Below are 14,939 nucleotides of genomic sequence, written 5' to 3'. Positions count from 1 at the left end.
CGGGGCTTGGCGGGGGCCCCGTCAAGGGCTGCGGCCGACCTTCAGCATGCACCTTGGGGGGCCGTTGCCTCCAACTGGGCCACGAACTCTCGTCACGTTGCCCAGTAGTCGCGATCCGGCAGTTCGACCCAGTGGTCCGGCGGGCCGAGGACCGCGCGGGCGTCGGTCGGGCGCAGTCCGGCGTACGCGAGCGAGTAGGCCACCGCGTGGTGGCAGTAGACGTACGAGAACAGGACCTCTTCCGGGCTCTCCTCCGGGTACGGGCCGCCCCCGGGGTGCAGGTCCCAGCCCTGGCCGACGCCATCGCGGTGGATGCTGCCCTGGTTCCCGCTCTTGGGGTTGGCGTACAGGCCGTAGGAGACGGTGCCTGCGGAGAGGCGGGTGTGTATGCCAGGCATCGAAGGGCCGTACCCCCACGGTTGGGTGATGACGCAGCCGCCCGGCACTGTCGTCACGCCGACGAGCCGCAGGGTCTCGTCCAGGTCGTGGTCGAACGGGTCCGCCAGTAGGTCCTCGATCAGTTCGCCGTCGGCCGGGGTCGCCTCCAGGCGGCGTATCGCCTCCTCGGCGTCGATCCCGCCCACGGCCGCCAGGCCCAGGCCGTCGTAGTAGAAGTCACCGAGGGCCGCGATCAGCCGTCGGCCCTCCTCCGCCACCGCGCGCTCCGCCTGCGACAGACCCGGCTGAGCCTCGGACAGGTCGAACAGGTCCGGCTCCGGCCCGGCGAGACTCAGCCGCCCTGGCGTCCAGCCGCCGTATCCGACCCACTGCGGGTCGGCTCCGGCGGCGGCCAGCGCTCGCGCGTTCTCCGTACGGCCCGCCACCACGGCGTCCCACAGCGCGGTCGTTCCGTTCTCCAGCGCGTCCACATCCGCCACGCGCCGGGCCAGTTCCGCGACGACCTCGGGCGAGCCGAACACCGCGGCGCGATGCAGGGGCCGCGAGCCTCCGACGCCCCACCTCTCCGGATCGGCCCCGGCGTCCAGGCGCCGCGTGACGTCCCCGTGGTCCTGCCAGCCGCGATAGTCCATGCCGGTCCAGCCGCCGGCGTCCCGCCCTGTCATCTACCGGGCCTTCACGTCCTCGACGAACGCGGCCCATGGCTCCGCCCGGAACACGAGCTTCGGGCCGTGGGGGTTCTTGGAGTCGCGGACGGGGACGAGGGTGGGGTGGCCGTCGGCTACTTCGAGGCAGTCGTTGCCGCCGCCGCCGCTGTAGCTCGACTTGCGCCAAGTGGTCGTGCTCAGGTCGTGGTCAGGGATGTTCCTCATGGGCGTAATCCTGCGCCAACGCCTCGATCAGGGCTAGGGACTTCTGAGGCGAGAGTGCGGAGGCCGTGAGGAGTTCGAAGGTGAACCGCAGCCGGGCGACGGTGGCTGGATCGTCCTCCAGGCGTCCGGTTCCCGGCCCTTCGAAGTAGACCAGCGGAGGGGCGTCCTCGAAGTCCATCAGCTTCAATGAGCCGTCCATTGCCTTATGTGCTCCCGCGCTGAACGGCAGTACCTGCACGATGACCCGGTTCCGGCGGATCAGGTCCGCGAGGTGGCACAGGGCCTCCGCCATGAGGGCCCGGCCGCCGGTCTCCCGGCGTAACGCTGCTTCGTCAAGCACCGCCCACAACACAGGATTTGTTGGATGGTCGAGCAGGCGGGTGCGCACCATCCGGCCCTCCACCCACTCGTCGATGGTCGCCTCCGGCGCCGTCGGGTCGTATGCGCGGTTGACGGCCCGTGCGTACGCGCGCGTCTGGAGCAGGCCGGGGATCAGCATCGGCGCGTACATCCGGATCGCCGTGGCTTCAGCCTCCGCCTCCGCCGCCTCCGCGAAGTGCTCGGGATAGCGGGACTTGGCCGACGCCTTGCAGTTCCGCTGGAAGAAATCCCCCGTCCCCAGCACCTCGTCCAACACCCGGGCGTGTTCCGGCTGTATCCGCCGCGTCCCCGCCTCCAACTGCCCGATGAACGAGCCGCTCGCGAACAGCAGTTGGCCCAGCTGCTCCTGGCTGAGCCCCGCCTTCTCGCGCGCGTGCCGCAACTCCGCGCCCAGCAGCGCGCGCGGCGACGACGACGGGTCGAGGTCCTTCGGTCCTGGCATGGGCAACTCCCGGTTCACCAGACGGCGTTGTTGGTGCGCCACGTATGGCCAGGTTAGGCACACAGTCGCCACGCTGTGTTGCGATTCGCAAACTCAGCGTGGACAGCGTGGATGTGGAGGCAAGTGTGCGGTCGACCGAGGAAGTCGTGATGTCCCTGAGGGAGGCCCTGGTGGGGGCCGGCGTCGTCCTGCCCTCCCTGTGCGTGGATCCGGTGACCGGCGCCGGTGACGAGCCGTTCCCGCTCGTCGACCTCGGGCGCTGCAACGTCCGTGTCGCGGAGAAGCTGGCCTCCGTGGTGCGTGGGGAGCGGCCGGTCGTCGGGAGTCATGCCGTGGACGCGCGGGACGGGCGTATCGGCGAGGTCAGGGGGCATGTGGGCGGCAAGGTGCAGTTGCGGCCCGTCGGGGGTGGGCGGGAGTGGGACTGTCCGCCTGATGCCGTGCAGGTCGCGTCGCGTGCGGAGGTGTTGCGGGAGCAGGTTCAGGCCGTCAACCGGGAGGGCCGTATGCCCTGTTGAGTCGTTGAGTCGTTGAGTCGTTGAGTCGTGTCGGTCCGCTGTCGGTGGCTGTCGGTCCGTTGTCGGTGGCTTGTAAGCGGGGTCCTGCACGGTTCCGGAGACGGCCGGCCGGGGTTCACCGGGCGGCCCCGATCCCGAGGAGCCACCATGCACACCCCTGTCACGATCATCGGCGCCGGACTCGGCGGACTCACGCTGGCCCGTGTCCTGCACGTCCACGGCATCCCGGTCACCGTCTACGAGTCCGAGGCCTCCCCGGCGGCGCGCACGCAGGGCGGGATGCTCGACATCCACGACTACAACGGGCAGCTCGCACTCGAGGCGGCCGGTCTGATGGAGGAGTTCCGTGCCATCGTCCTGGAGGGGCGGCAGGCGATGCGGGTCCTCGACCCGGACGGGACCGTCATGTTCGAGCAGGGCGACGACGGCACGGGCGGACGCCCCGAGGTGCAGCGCGGCGAACTGCGGCAGATCCTGCTCGACTCGCTCCCGGACGGCACCGTCCGGTGGGGGCACAAGGTCAGCGGCACCCGTGCCCTCGGTGAGGGGCGTCACGAGGTGACGTTCGCCGACGGCGGCACCGTCGTCACGAGGCTGCTGGTCGGCGCGGACGGCGCGTGGTCGCGGGTGCGGCCGCTGCTGTCCGCCGCCGCACCCGAGTACGCCGGTACGTCGGCCGTCGAGACCTACCTGTTCGACTCCGACACCCGGCACCCAGAGGCCGCGAAGGCCGTCGGCGGCGGGGCGATGATCGCGCCCTCGCCGGGCAAGGAGATCTTCGCCCACCGGGAGAGCGGCGACACCCTGCACGCCTACGTGATGCTGTCCAGGCCGCTGGACTGGTTCGCCGCCGTCGACTTCACCGATGCCGCCGCGGCCACCGCGCGGATCGCGGCGGAGTTCGAGGGCTGGGCGCCGGAACTCACCGCGCTGATCACCGACGGCGACACCGCACCGGTCCTGCGCCCTCACTACGCTCTGCCGACCGGGCTCCGGTGGGACCGCGTGCCGGGGGTGACGCTGCTCGGCGACGCCGCCCACCTCGCGGTCCCCAACGGCGAGGGCGCCAACCTGGCCATGCTCGACGGCGCCGAACTCGGCAAGGCCCTCGCCGCGCACCCGGACGACGTCGAGGCCGCGCTCACCGCGTACGAGCAGGCGATGTTCCCCCGCAGCGCCGAGGCGGTCACCTATGAAGGTGTAGAGGTGCAGGGGATCGCCTCCGAGAACAACACGGCTCAGGGCCTGATCGAGATGTTCACCGAGGAGCGCCGGTGAACCGGAGAAACCGATCGAGCCCCGAACCGCCCCGAGGCCGGGTCAGCCCATGCTCTTCGCGCCGTCCAGGGACTCCCGGAGGATGTCGGCGTGACCGGCGTGCTGGGCGGTCTCGGCGATGATGTGCAGCAGGACCCTGCGGGCCGACCATTGGACGCCGGGCTCGTTCCAGGGGGCCTTGGGCAGCGGGTGGGCCCTGTTCAGGTCGGGCAGGGTGGCGACCAACTCGTCGGTTTGGCGGGCCACTTCGTCGTACTCGGCCAGTACGGCGTCCAGCGTGTCGCCGGGCAGCATGCGGAACTCGTCGGCGCGCTTGGCGAAGTCGGCCTCGGTCATCGCGGTGAAGTCGGGCATGGCCGACGGACCGTGCTGAATGAAGTCCGCCCAGCTCCGTTCCACCGAAGCGACATGCTTGATCAGGCCGCCGAGACACAACTCGCTGGCGGTGGTCCGCCGCCCGGCCTGCTCGTCGGTGAGGTCGCGGGTGGTGAAGCGCAGGAAGTGGCGGTGCTTGGCCAGTGCTTCGAGAAGGTCGGCGCGCTCGTCGGTGACGGTGGTGGCGGTGTCCTGCGCGGCGTCGTGCGTGGCGTTCTGCATGGTCTCGGCCTCCATGGATGTCTGTGCCGACGGATTTCCGCTCCGTCGGTCGAGACCCACGCTAGGAGCCATTGAGGTCAGATTCTGACCTCAATGGCCCGGCACATCAATGGTGTGTCGGTTCAGGCCACCGTCGACCTCTGCTCGGTACGGCTGCGCGGGCGGACGGTCATCCGCAGGTTGCGCGGCCGTACGGTGAGCCGGGCGACGGGGCGGACAACCTGGCCCTCGGCGAGTTCCAGCCGCACCGACCGCAGGATGGTCGCGAGCGCCGTGGTCATCTCGGTGAGGGCGAGGCGGTCTCCCATGCACTTGTGCTTTCCTTCCCCGAAGGGCAGGAACGCGCCCGGCGGAGGCGTCGCCGCGGTGCCGTCCCACCGGTCCGGGTCGAAGGTGAGCGGGTCGGGGTAGAGCTCGGGGTCGCGGTGCAGGGCCTGCTGGCAGTAGGCGAGTTCGGTGCCCGCGGGCAGGGTCCACTCGCCGAGCCGGGTCTCGGTGATGGTGCGGCGGGTGACGAGCCAGCCGGGGTGGTGCAGCCGCAGGGCCTCGGTGATCACGCGGTTCAGGTACGGCAGGCGGGCCACGTCGTCGAGGGTGACCGGCCGTTCGCCGAGGACTTCGTCCAGTTCGGCCAGGACACGGGATTCGATGCCGGGGTTGCGGGCGAGTTCGTACAGGGTCCAGGACAGGACGGACGCGGTGGTCTCGGTGCCCGCCACGGCCAGGGTGAGAATCTCGGAGCAGATCTGATCTCCGGTCAGCGGTTCGCCGGTCTCCTCGTCCTTGGCGCGCAGCAGCATGGACAGCATGTCCCCGGTGTCGTGCCCGGAGGTCTGAAGCTCGTCGACGGCGGTGTTGATGGTGGCGCGTACGCCGTCACAGGCCTGGTCGAAGCGGCGATTGAAGGGCAGCGGCAGCCGCTCCACCCAGTCGGGCAGCATGATGCGGGTGCCGACGCCGTTCATCAGCACCGACAGGTCGGTGCGCAACCGGCGGAAGGTGGCCTCGTCCAGGCTGCCGGAGAACACCGTCTTCGCCAGCATGTCGAGGCTGAGCCGGACCATCGCCTCGCGCACGTCGAGGGGCTGCCCGGGCTCCCAGCCGGCGACCGCGGCCGTCACCTCGGCGCGCATGGTGTCGACGTAGCGGCTGATCTCTGTGTGGGCGAAGGCCGGTTGCAGCTGGCGGCGCTTGCGTACGTGGGGCCGGCCGGCGGCGGTGACGACACTGTCGCCCAGCAACTGGCTGAACTTGTCGTAGAGCCGGCCCTTGTCGAGGCTCGGGGCGAGCGCCTTGAGCATCTGGTGGATCAGGGCGGGGTCCTGCACCACGACGGTCCGCGTGCCGGGTTGCAGGACGATCTCGATCAGCGGTTCCCGTGTCTCGCGCAGCGAGGCGATGAAGCCCAGGTTGTCGCGCATCTTCAGGGCGTGGCCGATCAGCGGAAACGATCCTGCGGCCCGAGGTATGGGGGGAGGCGCAGTGGACGTCACGGGTCATCCCTTCTCGGCAATCATGGGCGCCCTATGACTTCCCTGACTCTTCCCCAACGCAATCCCGTAGCGAACGTGTCCTGCGCCACGTGGGACGAGCCGGCCGGGTGGGAGGGGGAAGCCAGTCCCACCCGGCCTCCGGTCAGCCGAGCTTGGCCGCCTGCGCCTCGATGACGGCGGTCGGCTGCTCGTACGCGTCGCCCCGGGTGACCGCCGCGATGTTGAAGGACGAGAATCCCGCGAGCGTGGTGCCCTGCCGGAAGACGACGACCTTGGTCTCGGCGGGGGTGCCGCCCGTCTTCGTCGCCACCGTCCAGGCGACGGCGTCCTCGCCCGCCGAGAGCTTCTCCTCGGTGACCTTGGTGACCTGCTGCTTCTCCCCGTCGAGCGTCATGGAGAAGCCACCGGCGCACTTCTTGCCCGCCTCGCGCAGCGTGGCGAGGGTCTGCTCGGCGCCGTCGGCCTCGTAGGACCAGAGGGAGGTCATCGTCTTGGTGATGTCGAGCGAGTCGAGCGTCGCCTGCTCGGCCTCCTCCTCCGTCATCTTCGCGAGCTCCTCGATCGAGGGCATGTCCTTCTTGGCCGCGTCGGGCTCCTGGACCACGAGCCGCTGGACGCTCGACGCCGGCTTGCTCGCCGGCAGGGCCGACATCGCCTGGCCGACGGGCTCGCACTCGGCCTTCTCGACGGACACGGCACCGGGCTCGAAGGTGTCGTCCTTCCCCGGCACCGTGATCTTGTGGCCCTCGACATCGCCCTTGGCGACGACGAGCTTCTCCAGTTCGGCGGCGGTGAGCGCCTTCGCCGCCGACTGCTCGGACTGGCTGCCGCCCTTCGTCTCCTTCTGACCGCCCGCCTCCTCGCCGCCACCGCAGGCGGTGACCAGAAGGGCGAGGGAGACCGCGGAAGCGGCCAGGACGGAACGACGAATGGCTGTGGCTGACATGGTGTATCTCCCGTGCTCAACGCTCCGCGCCCGGTTGCGGCGCGGAGCTCACGCACGAAAGACCAACGTGACCGGGGCAGGGTTGTGCGCGACCTACGGGGTTTCTGTGGCGGCGCGACTCAGACGTTCGTACTGCTCCCGCCCCAGCCGTACGGCGTCCGCCCCGAGGTTCTCCTCCAGGTGCGCGACGCTCGACGTCCCCGGAATCGGCAGGATCACCGGGGAGTGGGCGAGGAGCCAGGCGAGAGCGACCTGGGTGGGCGTGGCGCCGAGTTCCGCCGCCACCGCGGTGATCTCCGCCGACCTCCCCCCGGACGCGCCCGCCGCCGCCGGCCGCCACGGCAGGAAGGCGATGCCCGCCGCCTCACAGGCCTTCAGCACGGGTTCGTGCTCACGGTCGAGGAGGTTGTACCGGTTCTGGACGCTCGCGATCTCCACGACGGCCCGCGCCTCGGCCAGCTCGTCGGCGGTCACCTCCGACAGGCCGATCCGGCCGATCTTGCCCTCGTCGCGCAGGTCGCGAAGGGCGCCGAGCTGGTCGGGGAGCGGTACGTCCGGGTCGAGGCGGTGGAGCTGGAGCAGCTCGATACGGTCCAGGCGCAGCCGGCGCAGAGCCTCGTCGACCTGCCCGCGCAGATCGTCCGGCGCGCCCGCGTGCCGCCAGCCCTCACCGGACGTCGTGTGCCGGATGCCGACCTTCGTGGCGATCACGAGCCCTTCCGGGTACGGGTGCAGGGCCTCGGCGAGGAGATCCTCGTTCGCTCCCCAGCCGTACAGGTGCGCGGTGTCGACCAGCGTGACGCCCAGTTCGACCGCGCGCCGGGCGACCGCGACGCAGGCCGCGCGCTCCTCGGCGGATCCGGGCCGCAGGTGCATGGCCCCGAACCCGAGCCGTCGTACTTCCAGATCGCCGCCGATACGGAACGTCGTAGCTGCCGTCATACGGGCACGCTAACAACGGAGTTGACTCAGCCGCCCGCCGTTTTGAGCGCCGCCCGAAGGTGGCCGTCGGCCTCGGACAGCAGCCTCGTCGCCGTGGGTCCGTCCACCTCCGCCAGCAGCACCAGGATCGCCGTCTTCACCTCGCCGCCCGCCTCGGTCAGGGCCCGCTCGATGTCGGCGTCGGCCGCGCCGGTGGCCAGGGCGACGATACGGCGGGAGCGGGCGCGCAGCTTGTCGTTGGAGGCGCGGACGTCGACCATCAGGTTCCCGTACGTCTTGCCCAGGCGGATCATCGTGATCGTCGACAGCATGTTGAGGACCAGCTTCTGCGCGGTGCCGGCCTTCAGCCGGGTCGAGCCGGTCAGCAGCTCCGGTCCCACGACGATCTCGATGCCGTGCTCGGCCGCCGCGGCGAGGGCGCTGCCCGGGTTGCAGGACAGCCCGACCGTCAACGCGCCTTGCGCCCGGGCGTGTTCGACCGCGCCGATCGCGTACGGGGTCCGCCCGGACGCGGAGATACCGACGACCGTGTCGGCTGGGGTGAGCCGGAGGGCGTCGAGATCGGCCCGGGCCAGCGCCGCGGAGTCCTCGGCGCCTTCGACGGAGGTCACCATGGCCTCCGGCCCACCCGCGATGAGCCCGACGACCTGGTCCGGGTCGGTGTTGAAGGTGGGCGGGCACTCGGAGGCATCGAGCACGCCGAGCCGGCCGGCGGTACCCGCACCGGCGTACACCAGACGCCCGCCCCGGCCCATCCGCTCCGCGATGGCGTCGATGGCGGCGGCGATCTCGGGGAGGCGCTGCGCGACGGCGGTGGGGACGGCCGCGTCCTCGCCGTTCATGAGCCGGGCGATGTCGAGGGTGGGCAGCTGATCGATCTCGGCGAGCTCGGGACGGAAGGCTTCAGTGGTCAGTGCCTCCAACTCGGCCCGGAGATCACGGGGGTTGGATGTAGAGGTCATGAGGGAGGCCGCTCTTTCCAGTTTCCGGTGTGCTGTCCGACCCAAGGGGCGCGGGGCTGTGTCGATGTGCCGCTCCGCCACGTGGGCGCGACCAGCCACAACGGACCCGCAGACAACCCACAACAGTCGGACCTACGGTCTATCTACGATGCCGATGCGCCAGCGCCTCGTAAGACGCGGCAAGCGCAGGCGCCGCCGTCTCATACGTCCGCTGGGCAACCCCCACGAACAAACAGTCCACCACCAGCAACTGACTGGTCCGCGACGACATCGCCGCGGGCCGCAACTCACTCTCCCGAGCCGTGGACGTCGTAAGGATGTGATCGGCGTACTGCGTCACCGCCCCGTCCGGCCGCCCGGTGATGGCAACCGTCGTGGCCCCGTGCTCGAAGGCGACCCGCAACGGCTCGATGACATCCCCCGTCGACCCGGAATGCGTGATCGCGATCGCCACGTCACCCGCCCGCAACTGCACCGCGTTCGTCACGGCGAGATGCGGATCGCTGTGCGCATGGGCTATCAGCCCTATCCGCAGCAGCTTCTGCGCGAGATCCTGGGCGACCAGACCGGACGCGCCGACGCCGTACACATCGATACGGCGGGCGACGGCGGCGGCCGACACCGCCGCTCCCAGCTGGCCCGTGTCGAGCCCGGCGGCCGTGTCGGCGAGGGTCTGCTGCTCGTCGTAGGCGAGCTTGGCGACCACGTCCGCGATCGGGTCGTCCACCGCGATGTCGGTGGTGATGGCCGGGGCGCGGCCCGACTGCTGCTGGGCGGCGAGGCCGGCGAGGGCGAGGCGCAGGTCGCGGTAGCCGGGGTAGCCGAGGAGGCGGGCGGTGCGCACGACGGTGGCCTCGCTGGTGCCGGTGTGTTCGGCGAGGCCGGTGACGGTGAGGGCCGAGCAGCCCGCCGGGTCGTTCGCGACCGCTTCGGCGACGCGCTGCATGGAGCGGGTCATCGACGGGGCGAGCGTGCGCACCTTGGCCGCGAGGGCGGCGGGCGCGGGCGGGGGTCCGCCAGGGCCGCTGCCGAAACTTTCCTTCACATCCCGGGTCACAGATGAAAGATATTTTCGGCTCGGCGTCGTGGTCAAGAGTGCGCACAATGGGACCATGGAACCCATCAGTCCGCTGGAGCAGGCGCTGCACACGGCCCGCGCCCTCGTACTCGCCGACCTGGTCGCGGGCGAGGTCGCCGAGGCGGACGTCGTCTCGCTGGTCGAGGAGTCGGTCGTACAGCGGCGCTGGTGGGTGGAGCAGTGGCCGGACGGCGTGGCGTACGTGGCCGGGCTCGTCGCCCAGGACGTGCAGGACGCGCTGCTCGACAAGTACGGCCGCTGGCCGCTGTGTCCGGTGTGCCGTTCCGGAGACCCGCACGCGCTGGACGTCGAGCCGGAGCTGGGCCCCGATCCGCACTGGGTGTGCCACGAGGCGGGGGTGAAGGTCGCGGCGGTGGGGGCGCTCGGATCCGCCGGCGCGGGCGGCGGGCCGGCCTCGTGACGGAAGCCGCGCCAAGAACCGTGAGACGGAAGCCGCGCCAAGAACCGCGGCCAAAGCCCTGACAGGAGCCGCGACGGAAGCCGTGACGCCGTGACGATCTACATCGACCCGCCGACCTGGCCCGGACACGGGCGGATGTGGTCGCACCTCGTGAGCGACGTGTCGTACGACGAACTGCACACGTTCGCCGAGGAGATGGGCGTGCCGCGCCGGGCCTTCGAGCGGGACCACTACGACATCCCCTCCCATCGGTACGCCGACGCGGTGCGCGCGGGTGCCGTGGAGGTCAGCAGCCGTGAGGTGGTGCGGCTGTTGCAGGGGTCGGGGTTGCGCAGGCCGAAGGGGCGAGGACTGGGCTGACGCCCCCTCGCCCCACGCCCCCTCGCCCCACGCCCCCCGTTACGCGAACTGACCGGGCTGGTAGCTCCCCGCGGGCTGCTGGATCATGACGTTCAGCCGGTTGTAGGTGTTGATCATGGCGATCAGGATCACCAGTGCGGCGAGCTGCTCCTCGTCGTAGTGCTTGGCGGCGTTCTCCCAGATCTCGTCCGAGACCCCGCCGGCCGCGTCCGCGATCCGGGTGCCCGCCTCCGTGAGTTCCAGGGCGGCGCGCTCGGCCTCGCTGAAACAGGTGGCCTCCCGCCAGGCCGCGACGAGGTTGAGGCGCAGCCAGTCCTCGCCGGCGGCCACCGCGTCCTTGCTGTGCATGTCGGTGCAGAAGCCGCAGCCGTTGATCTGGCTGGCGCGGAGCGTCACCAGGTGCTGTGTGCTGAGGGGCAGCGGCGAGTCGTGCACCGCCTTCCCGGCCGAGGCGAAGTGCTTGATGACCTTGCCGGCGATCGGGTTCTCGAAGAGGTTCAGACGGGCGCTCATGGCCAACTCCCTGCCGTTGTCGTCGGTTACACAGCTATGACGGATCGGCTCGGCGGGATGTGACGTGAGTCGTGGCCCCTCGAACGTGACGTGGGTCACGCATGCGTGGTGCGGTGCATGGGGTACCAGGAGTCGCCGGAGGGCAGCGGAGGGTCGGACAGGTTCCAGCTCCACGAGAGGGTCGGCGTGATGCGCAGGTAGTGCCCGGGACCCACCATGCCCGTCCGCCGCACGGGCCCGTCCGCGACGCCGTACACCCGGATGCCGCGGGCGATGAACGGCTCGATGGAGATCAGGTCGTCCACGACGAAGGCCACCTTGTCGCGGCCGTGCCCGACGTTGCGGAACTTGCGGGTGCGGAGCACCTCCGCGCGCGGACCGCCCACCCAGAAGTGCGTGCCGTCGAACTCCAGGGCCACCGGCACCACATCGGGCTGCCCGTCCGCGCAGAGACTGGCGAACCGGGCGAGCGGGTTCGCCTGCAGGTAGGCGGTCTCCTCGTCGGTGAACGACATGGCGGACGGTTTCCCTCCGGCGATGCGGGGTCGATTCGCCCCGAGATGGGACGATTCCGCAAGCCTAGGCCTCCGAGAGCCGCCCCCTGCGGACGTACAGCTGAAGCGTCCGGTCCATGTCCTGCTCCTCCTGCGCCGTCCGCTCCTCCTCCACGGTCGCCCGTACGTACCCCGCGCGCGTGGCGACGCCCTGCGACGGGAGGTTGTCGGTCTCTATCGCCGCGACGAGGAGCTGTACGTCGTCCCTGGCCAGGGCGTGTTCGGAGAGTGCGCGCAGGGCCTCGGTCGCGTAGCCGTGGCCGCGGGCGGCCTCGGCGAGGTCGTAGCCGACCTCGGCGTGGCCCTGCTCGTCCGGTACGCCGTGGAAGCCCATGCCGCCGACCGCGCGGCCGTCCTCGCGCCGGACGAGGACGAACAGCCCCCATTCGGGCCGGTGCACCCCCTCCTCGTACGCCTTCACCATCATCCCCGCGGCTTCCCGTGTCCCCTCGAAGGGCCCGCCCCCGACCCACTCGAAGCCGCCGTCGCCGCCCGTGCGGAGGTCGGCGGCGGATGCGGGGGTGACGCCCTGGAGGGTGAGGCGGTCGGTGGGGATGACGAGGTTGTTGCGCCAGCGCCACTCGGTGACGGGCGCGCGGCCGGGCAGATCACCGCGGCCGGTGGCCCACAGCAGGGTGGTCCAGGGGGTGGGGCCGGGCTGGATGTGCGGGAAGAGCGTCGTGAGCACGAACTCGGCGAGCTCGGCGGCCGGTTCGTACCTCAGGCCGAGCCCTTCGGCGATGTCGTGCGTGTGCAGCAGCACCTCCGCGACGCCCATCGCGGCGAAGCCCACGCGGTTCGCGCTGCGGAAGGGGTAGGGGTGGAAGGCGCGCACCTCGCGGGGGGTGGTGCGGATGGTGGTGGTGAGGAGGGTGCCGGTCGTCTCGATGACGTGGAGGATGCCCTCGTTGTCGGCGTCCTCCTCAAGGGTGATATCGAAGGGGACGTACGCGTTCTGCGCCCGTCCGGCCAACTGCCCCGCGTACGCGATGAGATCACCGGCGATGTGCTCGGCCGTGTCCCGGCAACTCCAGTCCAGCCGCCCGGCCCGCACCCCGGCCCAGTCCCGGTCCACGGCCGAACGCAGGAACGTCACGGCCCCCGCGACGGCTTGTTCGACCCGTGCCCCTGGTTCCCCGGTGATCCCGCCCATGTGTCGCATGTGCGGCAGGCTACGGGCCGGGGCTGTTCAGGGCGACAGCATTTCCAGCTCGCCGGCGAGGTTGTAGCGGGCGGTGGCCTCCCACTTCTGCTTTCCGTGCGGGGTGCTGAACAGGCTCGGCAGGGCGAGGAGTTGGCGCAGGATCGCGGCGCGGCCCTCGCGGAAGGCGTCGTTCGGCACGAAGTGGTACTCCTCGCGGACGGCGGCCGTGTAGGCGGCGTACGCGGAGGGCGGCGCGGCGAGGATCGCGAGGTCGGCGTCGCACAGCACCTGGCCGTTGCGGTCGTCCGGCGCCGGGGCGTGGGTGGTGGTGAGGCGCACGAGGCGGGCCACCTCGGCGGTCCGCTCCGCGGGGACACCGGCTTCCGGGAGGGCGCGTTCGGCCAGACGGGCGGAGCGCTCCTCGTTCTCCGACCGGTCCGGCAGGTACACGGCGTCGTGGAACCAGGCGGCGAGGCGCACGACGTCCGGATCGTCGGCGTGCCCGGCCAGCTCGTCGACACGGTCCAGGACCGCGGTGAGGTGGGTGAGCGTGTGGTAGTGGCGCTGCGGTTCCTGCCAGCGGGTGAGGAGGCTGTCGGCGTACGGGGTCGGGTCGGGGGCCGGTTGCGCGGCCGGTTCGGTGGTGGCGGGGGATGCGGCGGCGGAGCGGGCTGCCGTCAGGGCTTGGGCGAAGCGGGTGCGCAGGGCGTCGAGATCGGCCATGGCGTCATTGTTGCGGGTCGGCCGGCCCGGTGATCGCCGAGGCGGGCGGGGCGCTGGACGGCATCGCGCTCGGGATGGGGGTCCCCCCACGCCTTTAAGGCAGTGGGGGAGGGTGCACGCCGGTGTTGTGCGGGAGGTGCTGGGGGAGCCGGGGGCGTATGCCGGGGCCGGTCTGCCGGATGCGCTGCGGCTGCTGGTGAGGCTGACCCGGGAGCGGGGGCACATCCCGCTCCGCGCCGACCTGGACGACGCCGACGAGCCCCTGCGCCTGGGCGAGCCGACGGCCCGCGCCCGCCCGCGCGCTTCATCGGCGACGCCGCCACCCTCGTACGGCTCTGTGCGGGCCGGTCGGCGGAGAGTGCGTCGTACGGGCTGGCGTGGGCGGAGGCGAGGGTGCTGAACATCCTCGGGTGACCCGCGCGATTCGCGCCAAGTGGGTGGGCCTCCTCCGCGACGGCTGCTCCGACCCGTACCCTGGGATTGGACTAGACCTGTAGCCGCCGTCGAATGCCGAGGAATGGGGTCCCATGAGCAAGCGTGCAGTCCTGGAGGTGATCGCCCTCGGGGTCGAGGACGCGGTCGCCGCCCAGGCCGGGGGTGCGGATCGGCTCGAACTGGTCACCGACATGGCGGCCGACGGGCTGACCCCGCCGGTCGAGACCTTCGCCGCGATCCGCGCCGCCGTCGGCATCGACCTGCGCGTGATGCTGCGGCTCGCGGACGGTTTCGCGGCGGGGGACCTCGACCGGCTGGTCCGGACGGTTCGCGAGATGCGGGGCGCCGGGGCCGACGAGTTCGTGCTCGGGTTCCTCGACGCCGACGGGGGGCTGGACCTCGCGGCCGTCGAGCGGGTGGTGGGCGCGCTGGACGGCTGCCGCTGGACCTTCCACCGGGCCATCGACCGGTCCGCCGACCGGGACGCGCTGCGCAAGCAGCTGGACGGGATGCCGGGACTGGACACGTACCTCACGGCCGGTTCGGCGGCGGGGGTGGACGACGGGCTTCCCACGTTGCTCGCGGAGGCGGCACGGGGCGGGGAGCCCGGGTACGAGCAGCGGATTCTGGTGGGGGGCGGGCTGCGGCTCGACCATGTGCCGGGGCTGCTGGCGGCCGGGATCGACGCGTTTCACATCGGCGGCGCGGCGAGGCCCGGGGGGTGGGACGGGCCGGTGTCCGTCGAGGCCGTCGCGCAGTGGCGGGCCGTGCTGGACGGGGAGGCGTAGGCGGGCACGCCCGAGGTCGGCCGGCAAGGCCGGCCGCAACGCCCTTGGGGGCGCGGGGAGCTGCTTCCCGGCCGTGAAGGACGTCGGCTCGGG

General features: G+C 71.5%; 18 protein-coding genes and 1 pseudogene. 6 read left to right on the top strand and 13 right to left on the bottom strand.

What is annotated here, in order from left to right:
• Positions 1-92 precede the first annotated feature (92 nt).
• Genes EJ357_RS20650 through EJ357_RS20640 form a run of 3 tightly spaced genes read right to left on the bottom strand, consistent with a single transcriptional unit; the run spans position 93 to position 2,094 of the window.
• Positions 93-1,064, bottom strand: a complete 972-nt coding sequence (locus EJ357_RS20650; RefSeq protein WP_126393093.1) for an ankyrin repeat domain-containing protein — start codon at positions 1,062-1,064, stop codon at positions 93-95.
• On the bottom strand, positions 1,065-1,271 hold the full coding sequence (locus EJ357_RS20645) for a DUF397 domain-containing protein (RefSeq protein ID WP_126393092.1): 207 nt from the start codon (positions 1,269-1,271) through the stop codon (positions 1,065-1,067).
• Positions 1,255-2,094, bottom strand: a complete 840-nt coding sequence (locus EJ357_RS20640; protein WP_126393091.1) for a helix-turn-helix domain-containing protein — start codon at positions 2,092-2,094, stop codon at positions 1,255-1,257. Before EJ357_RS20640 ends, EJ357_RS20645 begins: the two co-directional genes overlap by 17 nt.
• A gap of 125 nt (positions 2,095-2,219) precedes the next feature.
• Here EJ357_RS20640 and EJ357_RS20635 point away from each other — a divergent pair, with 125 nt between their 5' ends.
• A complete protein-coding gene (locus tag EJ357_RS20635) occupies positions 2,220-2,612 on the top strand; it encodes a hypothetical protein (protein WP_126399717.1) in 393 nt (130 codons plus the stop codon).
• Positions 2,613-2,759: 147 nt separating this feature from the next.
• Positions 2,760-3,890, top strand: a complete 1,131-nt coding sequence (locus tag EJ357_RS20630; RefSeq protein WP_126393090.1) for an FAD-dependent oxidoreductase — start codon at positions 2,760-2,762, stop codon at positions 3,888-3,890.
• A 42-nt stretch (positions 3,891-3,932) separates the two neighbouring features.
• Here EJ357_RS20630 and EJ357_RS20625 read toward each other — a convergent pair whose 3' ends face one another.
• From EJ357_RS20625 to EJ357_RS20600, 6 genes are all read right to left on the bottom strand, one after another.
• Entirely contained in the window at positions 3,933-4,487 is a 555-nt protein-coding gene (locus EJ357_RS20625) for a DinB family protein (RefSeq protein ID WP_126393089.1), read from the bottom strand.
• A 122-nt stretch (positions 4,488-4,609) separates the two neighbouring features.
• A complete protein-coding gene (locus EJ357_RS20620) occupies positions 4,610-5,980 on the bottom strand; it encodes a cytochrome P450 (RefSeq protein WP_126393088.1) in 1,371 nt (456 codons plus the stop codon).
• 142 nt (positions 5,981-6,122) lie between these two features.
• Positions 6,123-6,926 carry a hypothetical protein gene (locus EJ357_RS20615; protein WP_126393087.1) on the bottom strand — a complete coding sequence of 268 codons (804 nt, stop codon included), beginning with the start codon at positions 6,924-6,926 and terminating at the stop codon, positions 6,123-6,125.
• Between the two features lie 93 nt (positions 6,927-7,019).
• Complete coding sequence (locus EJ357_RS20610) at positions 7,020-7,868, bottom strand: aldo/keto reductase (RefSeq protein WP_126393086.1); 849 nt, start codon at positions 7,866-7,868, stop codon at positions 7,020-7,022.
• A 26-nt stretch (positions 7,869-7,894) separates the two neighbouring features.
• The gene (gene murQ / locus EJ357_RS20605) at positions 7,895-8,830 is read right to left on the bottom strand and encodes an N-acetylmuramic acid 6-phosphate etherase (protein WP_126393085.1); all 936 of its coding nucleotides are present in this window, start codon (positions 8,828-8,830) and stop codon (positions 7,895-7,897) included.
• A 139-nt stretch (positions 8,831-8,969) separates the two neighbouring features.
• A complete protein-coding gene (locus EJ357_RS20600; protein WP_126393084.1) occupies positions 8,970-9,887 on the bottom strand; it encodes a MurR/RpiR family transcriptional regulator in 918 nt (305 codons plus the stop codon).
• Between the two features lie 55 nt (positions 9,888-9,942).
• Between EJ357_RS20600 and EJ357_RS20595 the strand changes: the two genes are divergently transcribed.
• Positions 9,943-10,329, top strand: coding sequence for a hypothetical protein (locus EJ357_RS20595; protein ID WP_126393083.1), 387 nt, complete (start codon positions 9,943-9,945; stop codon positions 10,327-10,329).
• A gap of 90 nt (positions 10,330-10,419) precedes the next feature.
• Positions 10,420-10,689, top strand: a complete 270-nt coding sequence (locus tag EJ357_RS20590) for a DUF4031 domain-containing protein (protein ID WP_126393082.1) — start codon at positions 10,420-10,422, stop codon at positions 10,687-10,689.
• Positions 10,690-10,728: 39 nt separating this feature from the next.
• Here the strand turns inward: EJ357_RS20590 and EJ357_RS20585 are convergent, their stop codons facing one another.
• The 4 genes from EJ357_RS20585 to EJ357_RS20570 form a co-directional block, all read right to left on the bottom strand.
• The gene (locus EJ357_RS20585; RefSeq protein WP_126393081.1) at positions 10,729-11,202 is read right to left on the bottom strand and encodes a carboxymuconolactone decarboxylase family protein; all 474 of its coding nucleotides are present in this window, start codon (positions 11,200-11,202) and stop codon (positions 10,729-10,731) included.
• Between the two features lie 95 nt (positions 11,203-11,297).
• Positions 11,298-11,717 carry a PPOX class F420-dependent oxidoreductase gene (locus EJ357_RS20580; RefSeq protein WP_126393080.1) on the bottom strand — a complete coding sequence of 140 codons (420 nt, stop codon included), beginning with the start codon at positions 11,715-11,717 and terminating at the stop codon, positions 11,298-11,300.
• Between the two features lie 64 nt (positions 11,718-11,781).
• Positions 11,782-12,909, bottom strand: coding sequence for a GNAT family N-acetyltransferase (locus tag EJ357_RS20575; RefSeq protein ID WP_126399714.1), 1,128 nt, complete (start codon positions 12,907-12,909; stop codon positions 11,782-11,784).
• A gap of 36 nt (positions 12,910-12,945) precedes the next feature.
• Positions 12,946-13,623, bottom strand: coding sequence for an HD domain-containing protein (locus EJ357_RS20570; protein ID WP_126393079.1), 678 nt, complete (start codon positions 13,621-13,623; stop codon positions 12,946-12,948).
• A gap of 20 nt (positions 13,624-13,643) precedes the next feature.
• Between EJ357_RS20570 and EJ357_RS20565 the strand changes: the two are divergent.
• Together EJ357_RS20565 and EJ357_RS20560 are read left to right on the top strand one after the other, a co-directional pair.
• A pseudogene (locus EJ357_RS20565) lies at positions 13,644-14,037 on the top strand (maleylpyruvate isomerase family mycothiol-dependent enzyme); the annotation flags it as partial.
• A 113-nt stretch (positions 14,038-14,150) separates the two neighbouring features.
• Positions 14,151-14,846 carry a copper homeostasis protein CutC gene (locus EJ357_RS20560; RefSeq protein ID WP_126393078.1) on the top strand — a complete coding sequence of 232 codons (696 nt, stop codon included), beginning with the start codon at positions 14,151-14,153 and terminating at the stop codon, positions 14,844-14,846.
• Positions 14,847-14,939: the final 93 nt, after the last annotated feature.

Source organism: Streptomyces cyaneochromogenes (assembly GCF_003963535.1).
GTDB lineage: Bacteria > Actinomycetota > Actinomycetes > Streptomycetales > Streptomycetaceae > Streptomyces > Streptomyces shaanxiensis.
This window is presented reverse-complemented; position numbering and strand designations above follow the sequence as displayed.